The organism is Nannocystis bainbridge, from assembly GCF_028368995.1.
Taxonomy (GTDB): domain Bacteria; phylum Myxococcota_A; class Polyangia; order Nannocystales; family Nannocystaceae; genus Nannocystis; species Nannocystis bainbridge.
Genome location: NZ_JAQNDL010000003.1, coordinates 554,985 through 571,180 on the forward strand (window position 1 = coordinate 554,985; position 16,196 = coordinate 571,180).

At 72.9% G+C, this 16,196-nt stretch carries 11 protein-coding genes; 7 read left to right on the forward strand and 4 right to left on the reverse strand.

What is annotated here, in order from left to right; genetic code table 11:
* Positions 1-119: 119 nt before the first annotated feature.
* The 4 genes from POL25_RS27630 to POL25_RS27645 form a co-directional block, all read right to left on the reverse strand.
* Positions 120-1,169 (reverse strand): alpha/beta hydrolase, encoded by a 1,050-nt coding sequence (locus POL25_RS27630; protein WP_272089214.1) that lies wholly within the window; start codon positions 1,167-1,169, stop codon positions 120-122.
* 106 nt (positions 1,170-1,275) lie between these two features.
* Positions 1,276-1,464 (reverse strand): hypothetical protein, encoded by a 189-nt coding sequence (locus tag POL25_RS27635; protein WP_272089215.1) that lies wholly within the window; start codon positions 1,462-1,464, stop codon positions 1,276-1,278.
* A 284-nt stretch (positions 1,465-1,748) separates the two neighbouring features.
* The gene (locus POL25_RS27640) at positions 1,749-4,061 is read right to left on the reverse strand and encodes a helicase-related protein (RefSeq protein ID WP_272089216.1); all 2,313 of its coding nucleotides are present in this window, start codon (positions 4,059-4,061) and stop codon (positions 1,749-1,751) included.
* A 374-nt stretch (positions 4,062-4,435) separates the two neighbouring features.
* Positions 4,436-4,867 (reverse strand): hypothetical protein, encoded by a 432-nt coding sequence (locus POL25_RS27645; protein WP_272089217.1) that lies wholly within the window; start codon positions 4,865-4,867, stop codon positions 4,436-4,438.
* 126 nt (positions 4,868-4,993) lie between these two features.
* Between POL25_RS27645 and POL25_RS27650 the strand changes: the two genes are divergently transcribed.
* The 7 genes from POL25_RS27650 (at position 4,994) to POL25_RS27680 (ending at position 16,147) form a co-directional block, all read left to right on the forward strand.
* Positions 4,994-7,036, forward strand: a complete 2,043-nt coding sequence (locus POL25_RS27650) for a M3 family metallopeptidase (protein ID WP_272089218.1) — start codon at positions 4,994-4,996, stop codon at positions 7,034-7,036.
* A 180-nt stretch (positions 7,037-7,216) separates the two neighbouring features.
* On the forward strand, positions 7,217-7,981 hold the full coding sequence (locus POL25_RS27655) for a gamma-glutamyl-gamma-aminobutyrate hydrolase family protein (RefSeq protein WP_272089219.1): 765 nt from the start codon (positions 7,217-7,219) through the stop codon (positions 7,979-7,981).
* A gap of 194 nt (positions 7,982-8,175) precedes the next feature.
* The gene (locus POL25_RS27660; protein WP_272089220.1) at positions 8,176-9,390 is read left to right on the forward strand and encodes an LNS2 domain-containing protein; all 1,215 of its coding nucleotides are present in this window, start codon (positions 8,176-8,178) and stop codon (positions 9,388-9,390) included.
* Entirely contained in the window at positions 9,387-9,896 is a 510-nt protein-coding gene (locus tag POL25_RS27665) for a hypothetical protein (protein WP_272089221.1), read from the forward strand. The genes POL25_RS27660 and POL25_RS27665 overlap by 4 nt, the downstream gene beginning before the upstream one ends.
* A gap of 298 nt (positions 9,897-10,194) precedes the next feature.
* Entirely contained in the window at positions 10,195-12,564 is a 2,370-nt protein-coding gene (locus tag POL25_RS27670; RefSeq protein ID WP_272089222.1) for a serine hydrolase, read from the forward strand.
* 383 nt (positions 12,565-12,947) lie between these two features.
* Positions 12,948-14,564: a hypothetical protein gene (locus POL25_RS27675; protein ID WP_272089223.1), complete on the forward strand. Its 1,617-nt coding sequence runs from the start codon at positions 12,948-12,950 to the stop codon at positions 14,562-14,564.
* 38 nt (positions 14,565-14,602) lie between these two features.
* Positions 14,603-16,147 (forward strand): vWA domain-containing protein, encoded by a 1,545-nt coding sequence (locus tag POL25_RS27680; RefSeq protein ID WP_272089224.1) that lies wholly within the window; start codon positions 14,603-14,605, stop codon positions 16,145-16,147.
* Positions 16,148-16,196 lie beyond the last annotated feature (49 nt).

Sequence of the window (16,196 nt, forward strand, 5' to 3'; positions counted from 1 at the left end):
CCTCCCATGCTCCGAGGGGGAGTCTCGATCCTCGCCACGACGGACGCGACCGGCTCACGGGCGCACGCTCTCGAACTCCCCAACCTGGTCTCTGCCGCTCGGCTCACCCGGCGCTGCGGTCACTGCAGCGCCCGCCGCAGCGCCCCGGCGATCTCGCTCAACGCCGGCCGCGCGTTCGAGAGCCCGCCCGACGCGCTGACGTGCCCGTGGAACATCCCGCGGTGGCACGCGAACGCGACGGGCACCCCGGCCGCCTCGAGCTTGCCCGCGAACGCCTCGCCCTCGTCGCGCAGCGGATCGAACCCGGCGGTGAACACCGCGGCCGGCGGCGCCCCGGCCACGTCCGCGAACCATGGCGACGCCCGCGGGTCGCGCCCGTCCTCGGCGCCGCGCAGGTAGTGGCCCATGAACCACTCCATCGTCTCCTTCTCGAGGAAGAACCCCTTGCCGAGGCTCTCGATCGACGGGAACGACATCGTCAGGTCGACCGCCGGATAGATGAGCAGCTGAAACACCGGCCGCACCGCGTCGCCGCGGGTCTCGAGCCCGACCACCGCCGACAGGTTGCCGCCCGCGCTGTCGCCCGCCACCGCGATCCGCTTCGGATCGATCCCGAGCGCGCCGGCGCTGGCGACCACATGACGGAACGCCGCCACCGCGTCGTCGGCCGCCGCCGGGAACCGATGCTCGGGCGCCAGGCGGTAGTCGACGGCGATGACGACGCAGCGGGCCTCGTCGGCGAGGATCCGGCACACGGGATCATGCGAGTCGAGGCCGCCGACGACGAACCCGCCGCCGTGAAAATACACCGTCGCCGGCGCCAGCGCGGCCAGCCCCCGCGGCCGGTAGATCCGCACCGCGAGCTCACCACCTGGCCCCTGGAACCTGTCCTCAGAGACAGTCTCCAGGGTCGGCGCCAGCGGGGCCAGCATCGCCGTGTTGATGTCCATCTCCCGCCGGGCCCGCGCGACCGAGAGCTCGTGGAAATGCGGCCGCCGCATCCGCCGCTGCATCGCCAGCATGTGCTGCACCTGCGGGTCGAGCGTGTGCCCGTCGCGCTCGACCGGCCCGCCGCCCGCCAGCCTCCGCTGCAACGAGTCCGGCAGCGACAGCAGCAGCCGCGCAGCGAACGCCTGGAACCTGTGAGACACGGACAGCGGCTTCCCCATCGCCGCGACGATACCCGATCGCCCGCCCCCGCGCATCACCGCCGCCATGTCCCGTTCGACATGTCCTTCAGGACACCCGACCCCGCGGCGTCGCGTCCCCGGGCGGTTACGGCGAACCAGCGTTCTCGGGCGCGCTGGCCAGCAGCTCCTCGAGCACCTGCATGGCCCCGCCGATCCGCAGCAGCGTGTCGCGCACCTCCATCTGCTTGCCCTCGAGCTCGCGCAGCAGCTTCTGCCCGCCGTCGAATTCGCGCCGGAGTTCGGCGAGCCGCGCCTCGATCATGCTCCGCTCCATCCCCACCCTATAACACGCGGACCACGACGCCGACGCCGGTTTCATCCGCGACGCACGCGGCCGGCTCGCGCGGCCCAGCGCCGCCGCCTCCGCGGCCGCGCCACCCCCTCGCAACACGGGAACGCGCTCGGGTCCGCCCCGTCGCCACCGCACCCCGGCAGCTCCGGCTCAGCTGCGCACCTGGCGAGAGCAGGCACCGCCGCGATCACGGAGTGCATGTCCCCGAGAACATGCCTCTTAGAGCATGCCCCAAACGACATGTCCTGAAGTTTCTCCTAAAAAACTCACCCCGCGCGCCGCGTCCGTCGCCGCCCGCGGCGCTCCTGTCGGCGCGGCGCCAGCAGCCAGCGGTCCTCCGCCACCTCGTCGAAGCCCATCGCCGCCACGATCGCGGGCAGCTCCTCGGCCGCGCAGCCGATCCACCCCGCCAGCTCCTCCGGCAGCGCCGCCGGCCCCGCGCGCGTCGCTGCCAGCACCTTATTGAACACACGCTCTGCGACGTCGGCCCGGATCGCCCGCGGCCCGAACGGCGGGAACCCGAGCGCGTGCCAGGCTGCCACGTCCCCCTCGTCGTCCAGCGCCACCGAGCGCGCCTCGTCCGGCGGCGTCACCCATGAGCCCGAGCGCGCCGCCCACAGCGCCGCGCGCCGCTCGATCGCCCACGTCGTCAGCAGCTCCGGCGAGAACACCACCAGCTCCCCGAGCTTCAGCCCCAGCCGCCCCAGCAGCCGCCGGTCTTCGCCCGTCAGGGCGCGCACCTGCGGCTCGGCGCGGGCCCGCAGCACCGACCCCAGCCCCTGCTCGAGCTGGTACAGCAGCCCGCGCGCGGCCGGGCTCGGCGTCGGCCCCTCCGGCAGCGCCCGCAGCGACGCCAGCAGCTCCGCCACCATGTCGCGGGTCCACGCCACCATGCGGCGGCGGACCTGCGCGATCGAACCTGCCCCCATGGACATGTCCGCGAGGACCTGTACTTCGGGGCGCAGCAGATCGGGCCCGCGGGTCATCTGCGCCGCCGGCCGGCCCGCCAGCGCGATCCGCCCGCGCGCATCGACGGCGAAGGCCCCGTGCGGTGCCGCCACGATCGCCTCCGCCGGGCTCGGCGCCGGTGCCTCGCCGACCTCCGGCAGCTGCAGCGCCCGCAGGCGCCCGAACGGGCTGTCCTTCGGGCCAGGTTTGTTGCGGGCCCGCGCCGTCGCCCGCGGGTCGACGAACGCCTGCGTCAGCCGGTCGTGCAGCGCGTCGCTCAACCGGTCCTCGATCGCCCGCGTCCACTCCTGCCAGCGCGCCGGCGCCTCGATCCACCCCGGTCGATGGCTGATGTACGTCCACGTCCGCACCGCCGCGATCCGGCTCATCAGCGCCTCGATGTCGCCCTCGGTGTCGTCGAGCCGCCGCACCCGCCGCTCGATCCACCCGGGGTCGAGCTTGCCGTGCCTGGCGAGCTGCAGGTACACCGCCGCGAGCAGCCGGGCGTGCGAGCCCTCGAGCAGCTTGCGAAAGTCGGGGATCCGGCACACCTCCCACAGCAGCTCGACGGCGCCGGGCAGCTGCGCGAGGGCCCGCACTTCGGTCATGCCCGCCAGCTCGACCAGCACGTCTTCGTCGTCGCTGCGCTCGAGCAGCTGCAGCCCTGGCCGCTGCGGCCGCTGCCGCAGCGAGCGCGCCAGCGCCTCGATGCTGGTGAAGTCGAGCTCGGGGTTGCGCCACACCAGCCGCTCCACCGGCGGGAATTGATGGCGCTCGATCGCCATCACCAGGCCCTGCGGCAACGGCCCCAGCGCCGCCAGCGGCCCGAACGTCCCGTCCTTGGTGTAGCGGCCGGCCCGCCCGGCGATCTGCGCCAGCTCGGCGGCCTCGAGCGGCCGGTTCGTGCGCCCGTCGAACTTGCCCAGCGCCGCGAACGCGACGTGGTCGACGTCCATGTTGAGCCCCATCCCGATCGCGTCGGTCGCCACGATGTAGTCGACCTCGCCGGCCTGGTACATCGCCACCTGGGCGTTGCGCGTCCGCGGCGACAACGCCCCCAGCACCACCGCCGCCCCGCCGCGACGCCGCCGCAGCTGCTCCGCCAGCGCGTACACCTGGTCGGCCGAGAACGCCACCACCGCCGAGCGCGGCGGCAGCTGCGTCAGCTCGAGCGGCGCCACCCCGCGCAGGCGAGAGAACCGCGGGTGTCGCTCGATCCGCGCCGTCGGCACCAGCGTCTCCACCGCCGCCGTCATCGTGTCCGACCCGAGGAACATGGTCTCGGAGACACCTCGCGCTCGCATCAACCTGTCCGTAAAGACATGTCCGCGCTCGCGGTGGCCCGCCAGCTGGATCTCGTCGACCGCCAGGAACTCGACGTCCTTGTTCTCCGGCATCGACTCGACCGTGCACACCCAGTAGCGCGGCCGCGCCGGTACTCGCTTCTCCTCGCCCGTCACCAGGGCCACCGCCGCCTCGCCGACCTCCGCCGTCACGCGGTCGTAGACCTCGCGCGCCAGCAGCCGCAGCGGCAGCCCGATCACCCCGGTGCGGTGGGCCAGCAGCTGGGTCACCGCGCGGTGCGTCTTGCCGGTGTTGGTCGGCCCGAGCAGCGCCGTGATCGTCGACATCGCGTGGTCTCTCCGGAGCGTCCGCTCCGCGTGGGTGAGGTCAGCGGCTGGCGCGGAAGGCCCGCAGCTGGACCCCGAAGGAGCTATGCACTTGCGTCCCGGGCACCCACAGCGCCAGCATCGCGGGGGAAATCACCCTCGCACGATACGCCGCGCCCGCCGCCCCGGCAACCCGGGCACAGCGCCCGCGCGGCCCGGCCGGCGATCGCCGCCGCGGCGCCCGCGGACGTCGTGCGCGGCGGGATCTCCGCAACTCGCCGGCCGCGTCCGGCCGGAGCCCCCCGACTCCGGGCATGTCGCTTCGAACATGCCCCCGAGGACATGCCCGAAGCGACATGCCCCTGCGGACATGCCCCGCGAGACAGCCTCGCGCCTCAGAACTTCCCGGACACGAACGCCATCGGCCGCATCACCTTCCCGGCGCCGCGCATCGCCGAGGTGAAGAACGACAGCACCGCCGTCTGCACCCCGACCCGCACCTCGGTCCCGCGCACCCGGTACTGCAGCTTCGGCTGGACCAGCCCGACCCCCGCGCCCATCGCCGGCGCCGACAGCAGCGCCGCCGAAAAGCTGTCGAGGCGCCGGTGCTTCGGCGTCAGCTCGAGCGCCCACATCGGCTGCAGCTGGTACTCGAAGCCGCGAAACGGCCGCGACAGATCGATCATCGGCGACCAGGTCAGGAAGTGCTCCTGCTTGAGCACGAACACCCCTGCGAGATCCCACTCGCGCGGCGGCGCGGTCATCGGCGGCGAGAGCACCGCCGGCGCCTGCATGAGCCATCCTGCCAGCGACGCGATCGTGATCACGCTCCCACCATACGCCGCGCCCTGCGCCCCGACAACTCGCGCCGCTCGCTCGCTCGCCGACCGGGTCCAGGGGTCGGGGAGACACTGTTCGCGGCGGGATCTCCGCGCTCGTGCTATCGTCCGCGCGTGACCGTCAACCCGCTCCTGCGCGTGCAGTTCCGCGTCCCCTTCGACCAGATCCGGCCCGAGCACGTCGAGCCCGCGATCGCCGAGCTCCTCACCGACGCCCGCGCCGAACTCCAGGCCATCGCCGCCGCCCCCGGGCCGCGCACCTTCGACAACACGCTCGGCGCGCTCGAGACCGCGACCGAGCGGCTCGAGTTCGCGATGACGCTGGTCGGCCACCTCGAGAGCGTCGCCACCACGCCCGAGCTGCGCGCCGCCCACAACGCGGTCCAGGGCCCGATCGCCGAGTTCTTCGCCCAGATCCCGCTCGACGCCGGGCTGTGGCAGGCGCTGCAGGAGTTCAGCCGCACGCCCGAGGCCGCCGCGCTGACCGGCGCGCGCAAGCGGCTGCTGGAGCGCACCCTCGACGATTTCCGCCGCCAGGGCGCCGAGCTCGACCCCGCCGGCAAGGCCCGCCTCGCCGAGCTCAGCGCCGAGCTGGCCCAGATCACCACGCAATACTCCGAGCACGTGCTCGACGGCACCAACGCCTACGAGCTGTGGATCACCGACCCGGCTGACCTCGCAGGCCTGCCGCAGTCGGCGATCGACGCCGCGCGGGCCGGCGCCGAGGCCAAGGGCCGCCCGAGCGCGTGGCGGTTCACCCTGCAGCAGCCGAGCTTCGCCCCGTTCGTGACCTACGCCGACAGCCCCAAGCTGCGCGAGGAGATCTGGCGCGCCGCCAACATCTGCGCCAGCGACGGCCCGCACGACAACCGCGAGCTGCTGCGCCGGATCTTGCTGCTGCGCCGCGAGCAGGCCGCGCTGCTCGGGTTCCGCGACTTCGCCGACTTCGTGCTCAAGCCGCGCATGGCCAAAGACGGCGCCAGCGCCCGCGCCTTCGTCGACCGCCTGGCCGCCCGCACCGAGGCCGCCTTCGCCGCCGAAGCGCGTGACCTCCACGCCTTCCGCCAGCAGCTCGAAGGGCCGGCCGCCCCCGCGCCTGCGGCCTGGGACCTCGCCTATTACGCCGAGAAGCAGCGGCGCGCCCTCTACGACTTCGACGACGAGGCGCTGCGCCCCTACTTCCCGGTCGAGTCGGTGCTGAAGGGCCTGTTCGAGCTCGTCGGCGACCTCTACGGCGTGCGCGTCGAGCCGGTCGACGACTTCGCCACCTGGCACCCCGACGTGCGCACCTACGCCGTGCGCGACGGCGACGCCCTGCTCGGGGTGTTCTACGCCGACCTGTTCCCGCGCGAGCAGAAGCGCAGCGGCGCGTGGATGAACGCGCTGGTGACCGGCCGCCCTGACGGCCGCGGCGGCTTCGGCCCGCACCTCGGCCTCATCTGCGGCAACCTCACCCCGCCGATCGGCGACCGCCCGGCGCTGCTCACCCACGACGAGGTCGAGACGATCTTCCACGAGTTCGGCCACCTGCTGCACCACCTGCTCACGCGCGTCGAGCTGCGCAGCCAGGCCGGCACCAACGTCGCCTGGGACTTCGTCGAGCTGCCGTCGCAGATCATGGAGAACTGGTGCTGGGAGCGAGCCGCGCTCGACCGCTTCGCCCGCCACGTCGACACCGGCGCGCCAGTGCCCGACGAGCTGGTGAGCCGCATGCTGAGCGCCCGCAACTTCCGCGCCGCCTCGGCGATGATGCGCCAGCTCAGCTTCGCCACCGTCGACCTCGAGCTGCACCGCGGCTCGCTGCCGGCCACGCCGGCGGAGATCCTCGCGCGCGCCCGCGAGATCATGAATCGCTTCAGCTCCGCCCCGCTGCCCGGCGACTACGCGATGGTGTGCCGCTTCGGCCACCTGTTCTCGAGCCCGGTCGCCTACGCCGCCGGCTACTACTCGTACAAGTGGGCCGAGGTGCTCGACGCCGACGCCTTCACCCGCTTCCAGGGCCAGGGCCTGTTCGACCGCGAAGTCGGCCTCGCCTTCCGCCGCGCGATCCTCGAGCGCGGCGACAGCGACGACCCGGCCGCCCTGTTCCGCGCCTTCATGGGCCGCGACCCCGACCCCGAGGCCCTGCTGCGCCGCGCCGGCCTGGCCGCCGCCTGACCTTTCGGACCTGCCCCATGCGACCTGTCCTCCAAAACATGTCCATTGGCGCAGGTCCGAGCGCTGCCTCGCCTGTCCCGACGCCCACGCCGCCCGGGACCTATCCCGCCAACCTGTCCCTCGGGACATCTCGCTCCCCCTCTATCCACACCCCCCTCGCCGCCTGACCGCGGAGACCCTATGCGACCCGTACTCATCGGACTGTCCTGCGGGACATCCTATCCCGACCCCGGCCGCGCGCTGTTCCTCGGCAAGTCGCTCGACTACGGCGAGCAGCGGCTGTCGGCCGCGCTGGCCCGCGCCGGCGCCTTGCCGTTCCTCCTGCCTGTCCTTCCGGACACCTCGATGCTGGTCGCGCTGGTCGAGCGGGTCGACGCGCTGGTCCTGAGCGGCGGCAGCGACGTCGCCCCCGGCGTCTACGGCGAGGCCCCGCTGCGCCCCGAGTGGGCCGGCGACCCGGCCCGCGACGCCTACGAGCAGGCGCTGCTCGGCGCCGCGCTGGCCCAGGGCAAGCCGGTGCTCGGGGTCTGCCGCGGCATCCAGCTGCTCAACGCCGCCCTCGGCGGCAGCCTCTACCAGGACATCGGCTTCCAGGTCCCGGGCGCGCTGGTCCACCGCGACCCCGCCCGCTACGACGACAACGAGCACCCGGTGCGACTGCTCGCGGAGTCATGGCTGGCCGCGCTCTACGGCGCGCCCGAGCTGCTCGTCAACTCCGTCCACCACCAGGCCATCAAGGCCCTCGCGCCCGGCCTGCGCGCCTGCGCGTGGGCGCCCGACGGCATCATCGAGGCCGCCGCCGACGAGCGCCGTGACATCTACGGCGTGCAGTGGCACCCCGAGTGGCTCGACCGCGAGAGCCCGCACTTCGCCCGCCGCTGCGCCGGCGACCCGATCTTCAGCGCCTTTGTCGCCCGCGTCCGCGTCCGCGCCGGCGTCGCGTGAGCGCGGCTCTCACGACCGCGCGCCCTCGCATCACCAGCGCCGCAGCCGCTCGTGACGCGCAGTCGCGACGCCGCGCCGGCGCGGCGTGCATCGGCGCTCACTCGCGCCTTGCGGGCCTGTCACGACGATCTCGCCGCGATGTCCGATCGGCGTCGCCTGGATCTCCCGATCGGTTTCCGATAGCCTGCGCGATCATGCTCGCTCGCCCTGCGGCCCTGCTCTCGACCTTCGTCCTCCTCCTCGGCTGCGGCGGCGACGATCGCCCTGGCGGCGACACCGAGACCACCGGCCTCACCTCGGGCGACCCGGGCAGCGACGCCGCGACCGCCGCACCGACCACCACCGACGCGACCTCCGGGACAGGAACTTCAGGACAGGACCCTACGGGCATGTCCTCCGAGACAGACGACGTCACCACCGCCGATCCGCCGGTGACCACCACTGAAGATCCGCCCGACACCACCGGCGGCCCGGGCCCCGCCCCTGGCGCCCTGTGCGAGCCGGTCCCGAAGTGTGACGCCGCCCCGCCGACCATCCCTGGCCAGGGCGAGCCGGAGGGTGAGTACTCGCGCGGGCGCGACATGTTCTACGTCGAGGGCGAGGAGCAGTGGGTGATCGCCAAGTTCACCAAGTGGGGCTTCCCCGCCGACAAGGACATCGAGGGCAGCGCCGTCCACCTGTTCCTCGACCGCGGCTGCGCCGGCGAGTGGGAGGACCTCGGCGTCGCCATCACCACCGTCGAGGGCGAGCACGCGCCGGTCCAGGGCGTCGACGACTCCGGCGGCCGCGTCTATTACAAGATCTCCCAGTCCGACCAGCTTGAGCCGGGCCGTCACCGCGTGCACGGCGTCGTCGAGGAGTTCTGGGACACCGTCGACATCACCATCGACGTCGTCCCGGCCGGCGCCCCGATCTTCGTCAGCGACGTCGACGGCACCCTCACCACCAGCGAGAGCGAGGAGGCCTGGGACTTCTTGCTCGGCGACATCCCCGAGGCCAACCCGTTCGCCGCCGAGGCGCTGAGCCTGCTCGCGTCGAAGGGTTATCGCCCCATGTACTTGACCGCCCGGCCCGAGTGGCTCGACCGGCGCACGCGCGAGTTCGTGGCCCTGCGCGGCTTCCCCGCCGGGATCATTCACACCACGCTCACGTACACCGGCGGCATGGGCGACACCGCCGCCGCCTACAAGACCGGAGAATTTCAGCTACTCAAAGACAAGGGCCTCGTCCCGACCTGGCTGTTCGGCAACAAGGACAGCGACGCCGAGGCCTTCGAGTCGACCATGATCCCGACCGACCAGCGCGTGCTGTTCCAGTTCACCGACGCCGTCCACGGCGCCCGGCGGATCGAGAGCTACCAGGAGCTCCTCGCCGAATTCGAAGCCCTGCCCGACCTGTGCGGCCGATGAAGACCGGCACCTTGCTCGCCCTCGGGGCCGTCACCCTCGGCCTGTTCGGCTACACCCTGTGCCAGCTCGGCGGCCGCCCGCCCGAGCGGCCCGCCGAGGTCGCCCGCGCCGCCGCCGCCAAGAAGACCCGGGAGGCCGTCCAGTTCCGCGACCTCCGCGACGAGCAGGACGCCCGCGCCGCGCTCGCCGTGTCGCTGCGCAGCCGGCTCGAGCGCGCCCTCGAGGCCCCCGAGGAGCTGCCGCCGCTGCCGACCCCCAACGACCGACTCGAGGCCGAGACCGCCTTCGAGGTCGTCATGGGTCAGATCGAGGGCCTCGCCGACAAGGGCGGCCCCCACCCCAAGGGCAAGCGCAAGCGGCTCTACCGGGCCGCCAACGACGCCTTCGCCGCCCTCTCCAATCACCTCGACGGCCACGACCCGCGCGACCGCCTCGCCCTCGAGGACGCCCACGTCCGCCTCAAGGTCATGCTGCGCGAGATCGACGCCGGCCCGCCGGGCTCCTGACCCGAAGCGCATGTCCCCGGCGCCATGTTCTCCAGGACATGTTTTTAAGAACATGCCCCCGGAGACATGTTCATCCACGGTTCCGCAATTATCGAGACCGCCGGGCCTCGCGGCCGCGGCGGTCTCGCGCGGGCCCTCGCCCGCCTAGCGGTCGAGGAACAGCCCCGCCTGGATCTTCGTCTTCTTCTTCATCGCCGCGGCACCTCCCGGCTTCACGCTACCACGGCCCTCCAGCCGGCCTCGCGCCGCGGTTTCGCGCCCCGCTCACCGGCCCCGCGCGTGCTATCGTGAGCGCCTCGTGCAGCTCCGCGCCCGCGTCGCGCTCCTCTTCGCTGCCGTCCTCGCCTGTCACGACGACGCGGCCGAGGCCGACCCGCACGCCGTCGACTACGGCGACGCCTGCCGCGAGTCCGACTGCGCCCCCGAGATCCCGATGACCGGCCAGGTCTCGCCCGCCTTCGTCGAGCTCGACATCGCCATGCGCCAGTTCGTCAAGGCCCGCTGCGTCGGCGCCGGCGTGCTCAGCGTGTCGCTCCGCGGCCGTCGCGTCTACAAGCGCGGCTTCGGGCGCATGGCGGGCCCGGCCGCCGCCGACATGCCCGGGTGCAACGACGGCCCCATGGCCGACGTCGATCGCTTCCAGCCCGAGGCCACGTTCGTCCAGCCCGACACCCCGCTGCGCCTCGGCAGCGTCTCCAAGTTCCTGACCGCCGCCATGGCCCGCCGGCTGATCGGCGCCCGCATCGAGCAACATGGCCTTCAGGACATGTACCCGACGCCGTCCCACGCGCGCATCGCCGACCCCGCCCTCGGTCTGCTCCCGCCCGACCTGCTCGCCGCCTTCGCCGGCGCCCGCTGCGGCCCCGTCACCGTCGACGACGTCGCCGCCGGCTGCACCCGCAGCTGCGGCGACGCCGGCCCCGACGTGCGCTGGCGCGACGTCACCGTCGGCGACCTGCTCGCCCACACCAGCGGCCTGCCCGGCAAGGCCGCCAACTGGGGCGCCCACGTCGTCCCCAACTTCGGCGCCCTGCGCGGCTTCACCGGCGAGGCCGACTGGGCCGCCGAGGACGCCGCCCTGCGCGCTCGCTACCCCGAGTTCGCCGGCGACATCGAAGCCACGCGGACCTGGCTGCAGCAGACCCTCCCGGCCCGCCACGTCTATTTCGTCAGCCGCTACGATCGCCGCGACACCGACCCGCAGCGCGAGTGGCTCGGCGTCTTCCTCACCCGCTGCCTCGTGCGCGACCCCGCGGGCGCCAGCGACGACGGCGCGTTCAAGGGCCCCTACTCCAACACCAACTACGCCGTCCTCGACAGCGTCGTCGCCCATCTGTCCGCCAGCGGCCGCTACGCCGCCGAGGCCGGCCACCCCGAGCAGCACGCCGACTCGGCCCTGCGCGAGTTCCTCGCCGACCTCGAGCTGGGGGGCGGCGTCGCCAGCGTCGAGGCCATCTTCCGCACCCCCGCGGCCCAGGGCTCACCTGCCCTTTCGGACATCCCCGAGCTGCGCGCCTGGGACGGCCGCACCTACCGCCCGCTCGACTGGGAGGACAAGCGGCCCTACTGCGTGTGGCAGGGCGATCGCTGCGACTTCTCGCCCTGGCTCGCGCGCAAGTCGACCCGCCCGCGCTGGGACTTCGCCGGCCTGCCCGCGCCCCTGGGCGTCCCGCTCGCCGGCCAGGCGCTCACCGCCGGCACCGGCGCGCTGTCGGCCGAGGCGCCCGCGCTGCTGCGGATCGTCCACCGCTACGCCCTCGGCGACGACGACATCCTGCAAGGTCGTCCGCGCGAGAGCTGCGGCGAGGCCTGCAATTTCGTCATGGACAAGGCCGGCTCGCTCGGCGGCGGTCGGGCCTACGCCATCAGCCTGCCCGGCGGGACCCGGGAAGTCACCCTGCCCGGCCTCGCGCCCGACGGCCGCCTCTCCGACCTCGGCCCGCGCCTGCGCCTCGCCATCACCGAGCCCGCCGACGTCGACGTCGTCGTCATGGTCGGCCAGAGTGACGACGGCCGTGACGCCGGCAGCGTGGTCTACAGCGACCTCGACGAGATGATCCGCTTCGGCCTCTCGCGCGTCGACTGGGCCGCCGTCGAGGCCGAGCTGGCGGCTCAGGCCATCCGCGTGGTCGGCCTCGCGATCGACGATCGCGGCGACGCCAACTACTGGTGCGCCGACGATCGGCTCACCGTGCGCCGCGGCGACCCGGCCGGCGTGTCGAACGGCGAGCTGCTCAGCCGCGACCCTTACCGCCTGCCCGCCACCCGGATCGGCGTCGACGTCGTCGCCGTCGCCCGCGCCCTCGATCGCCCCGGCGACCAGGTCGTCGCCTGGTATGACGACGGCCACGTCGGTCGCGGCGATCCCCACGACCTCCGCGGCGCCGCGCGGCCCGAGCCCTACCGCCCCGCCCCCGGCCGGACCTATCGCGACCTCGCCGCCGTCGTCGTCACCCCGGCCGGCGAGGCGATCGCCCTCTATCACGACGGCGCCGCCAGCTTCGGCACCCTCACCGACCTCGCCGCCCACGGTCTCGGGCGCTTCGAGGGCCGCGACCCCGTCAGCGTCGACGCGCTCGCCCTCGCCCCTGACGGCCGCCTGTTCGTCCTGCACCGCGACGGCAGCGTCGACATCACCGACCTCGCCGCCTTCGCGCGCGACGAGTGAGCCGCGACCGCGATCACAGGCGACGGCTCAGTGGCGACCTCCTGTCGGCCCGCGCACGCCCGCGCGCCGCTCCGCCTCGCATCACCCGGCCCACGCCTTCGACTCCGTCCCTTACGAGCCCGCGTTCGCTGTTTCCGGCCGCGCCCGCGGCAAAATCACCGCCCTCGCAATTTTTCCTCCCGCCGCGGCGACTCCACGCCAGGACGGTGACGCTCATCATGCCCAGCCCTGCGAACAGTCCTTCGACCGCCTCACCCCATGACATGGTTGCCGTGGCGACCCTCGCACCTGGCGGCGCCGCGACCCCTCGACCTGTCCCGGGGGGCGCCCTATGCTCGGAGAGCCGGCCCGCCGCCGGGTGTTTGCATAGGGATGACGCCACCATGACTCGCCGCACGCTCGCCGCCGTGTTCTCCTCCCGTCCCGAGCTGCGCCCTGCTCGCGCCCTGCTCTCCCCGACCTGGCTGGGCGCCCTCGCCGTCCTCGGCGTCAACGACCACCTGCTCAAGGGCGCCGGCATCCTGCCCGGCGGTCTCACCGGCAAGCTCAGCGACTTCGCCGGCATGATCGTCGCCCCCGCCCTGCTCGCCGCCCTGCTCGGCGTCCGCAGCCGCCGCGGCCTGCTCCACTGTCACATCGCCGTCGGCCTGGTGTTCGCCCTCATCAACCTCTCGCCCGCCTGCGCCGACGCGTGGAGCTGGCTGATGGGCCTCGTCGGCTTCCCCTGGACCATCACCGTCGACCCGACCGACCTGGTCGCCCTCCCGGCCCTCGCGCTCGGCTGGCGCGTCCTCGTCCCGGCCATGCGGCCCGCCGCTCGACCTGTCTCTTCGGTCAGCCTCTCTCGCTGGCCCTCGCGCCCCGAGTTCGGCGCCGCCGCGCTCGGCTCGCTGCTGTGCGTCGCCACCAGCGACACCGGCGACGACGAAGGCGGCTGGGACACCGAGGGCGACCTGCTCTACCAGGACTTCCAGGGCGACGTGTACCTGCACAACAGTGACATCGACCGCGAGCTCGTCGTCCGCGTCCGCGACCTCCGCGAGGGCGTCGAGATCGACTGCTTCAACGCCCAGGGCAAGCCCGGCGTGCTGTTCTCCGACGCCCTCTTCGGCGAGGGCCAGACCTGGTCGATCCCCCCCGGCGCCAACGTCCCCGTCCGCGGCGACCTCGACCGCGTCTCCCGCGACTGCTACGCCGTCCTCGTCACCAGCAACACCATCGAGCCGACCGTCCTGTTCTGGAACAGCGGTGACATCGGGCTCGACTGGATCCCCGGCCAGCACGCCGACAGCGGCGAGTACCTCGCCGGCGCCGTCATCCTCACCGCCGACGAGGACGGCCGGGCCACGATCACCGACTCGCGGCAGCCGATCGTCTTCCCCCAGCGCGACCCCGCCGACGACGCCTACATCCCCGGCGACGACGCCGGCCGCGTCGCGTGGAGCAAGCCTCCGATCGGCGTCCACCGGATCGCCGACCTCGCGCTCGGCAGCGACGGCTGCGCCGCCTTCGACCTCGACGCTGGCCTGCCCCGCTTCTACTTCTGCAGCCCGCTGACCGAGCTCCCGTTCGCGGCCGGCCAGTACCTCTCGGTCGTCGACCAGGGCGACCGCCTCCTGCTCGAGCGCGCCCCCGATCCCGGCGACCCGACCCCGTTCGGCGCGGTCGAGGTCGTCGCCTCGCGCGGCAACCACCTCGTGACCATCAGCGGCGCCACTCTGGCCGCCAAGCCGGAGTTCGACGTCGAGCTCGGCCCCGAGCTCACCTGCGGCACCGTCGCCCAGCCGCAGACCTTCAGCGCCTCGTTCGGCGGCCAGATCGTCCAGTTCCGCCCCGGCGAGACCGTCGAGCTCGACGACGGCGCCAGCCACCTCGTCCTCCACGGCGTCCACGCCGAGCGGCGCATCATCCTCGCCCCCGACTGCGCCGAGGGCCCCGACGCGCTCGGCGACGACCTCGAGCTCGTCTACGTGCGGACCGCCTCGCAACAGCAGCCCTGACCTTTTCTACCTGCCCTTAAGTACAGGAACAAAAAGCCATGCCACGCATCGACCTCCGCCTCGGCCTGTCTCTCCTGCTCCTCGCTCCCGCCTGCGGCGACGACGGCGGCGCCAAGGACGCCAGCGCCTCCGGCGGCGAGGACGGCGGCAGCCTCGGCGCCGGCCAGGGCGGCGCCCAGGACTTCGGCCAGTTCAAGCAGATCCTCGAGCAGGGCGGGATCCCCGGCCCCGAGACCCTCGACGACGTCGGCTTCTTCAACGAGCACAAGATCGACCTGCCCAAGCCGACCTGCACCGGCGACGTCTGTCTCCACGGCCTCTACGGCGAGATGGGCAACATGATCTCCGGCTCGAACTGCATCACCGTGCTGATCGGCCTCAACACCGCCATCGACGTCGCCAAGCTCGAGCGCCCGCCGCTCAACCTCGCCCTCGTCATCGACAGCAGCGGCTCCATGGAGGGCGAGCCGATGCAGTACGTCCGCGAGGGCCTGCTGCGCATGATCGACGCCCTCGACCCCAGCGACCGCATCACCCTCGTCGACTTCGACAGCGACGCCGAGGTCAAGGTCGAGTACATCACCGGCAGCGACCCCGCGCTGTACCAGGCCATCAACCAGCTCGAGGCCGACGGCGGCACCAACATCTACGACGGCCTGCGCACCGGCTTCGAGCTCATGGCCGCCCACGCCGATCCTGGCCGGCAGAACCGCGTCGTCTTCCTGTCCGACGGCATGGCCACCGAGGGCATCACCAACGACGCCAAGATCCTCGCCATGGCCCAGGGCTACAGCGAGCAGGGCTACGGCCTCACCACCATCGGCGTCGGCCGCGACTTCGACGTGTCGCTCATGCGCACCCTGTCCGAGCAGGGCAGCGGCGCCTTTTACTTCCTCGAGGACCCCGCCGCCGTGCAGGAGGTCTTCGTCGAGGAGGTCACCGCCTTCCTCGTCCCGCTCGCCGAAGACGTCACGATCACCGCCGACATCGTCGACAACTACATCCTCCGGGCCGTACGCGGCACCAAGCTGTCGACCCTCGAGGGCAACCACGGCACCATCGAGATCCCCAACCTCCAGCTCGCCCACCGCGAGACCGTCGACGACAACGACGACGGCCGGCGCGGCGGCGGCGGGGCGATCCTGCTCGAGCTGCTGCCGCGCAACAGCCAGCCGCGGGTCGCCGACGTCGGCGAGCTCAAGCTGCGTTACCGCGACCCGGTCAACAAGCAGTACATCGAGGAGGTCGCCGCCATCAAGACGACCGTCGACCCCGACAAGATCGACCTCGAGCAGGGCGTGTTCGACAACCCCAGCAGCGAGAAGGGGTTCGTCATGCTCAACATCTACGTCGGCTTCGACATGGCGGCCACCCGCGCCGCCCAGGGCGACCTCGCCGGCGCGCTCAACATCCTCGAGAACCTCGACGGCGCCGTCGACGGCTGGCTCGTCGACCATCCCGACTTCGACATCGAGGATGACCTCAAGTACATCCGCATGTTCGCCGACAACCTCGTCGCCGCCGGCGCCAACGCCGATCCCGACGTGCCGATGCCCGCGCCCGAGCCGTGGCCGCAGGACTGAAGCGACCTGTTCTCGCGGAGATGTGCGTTCGCCGCCGCGCGGGGCGAAC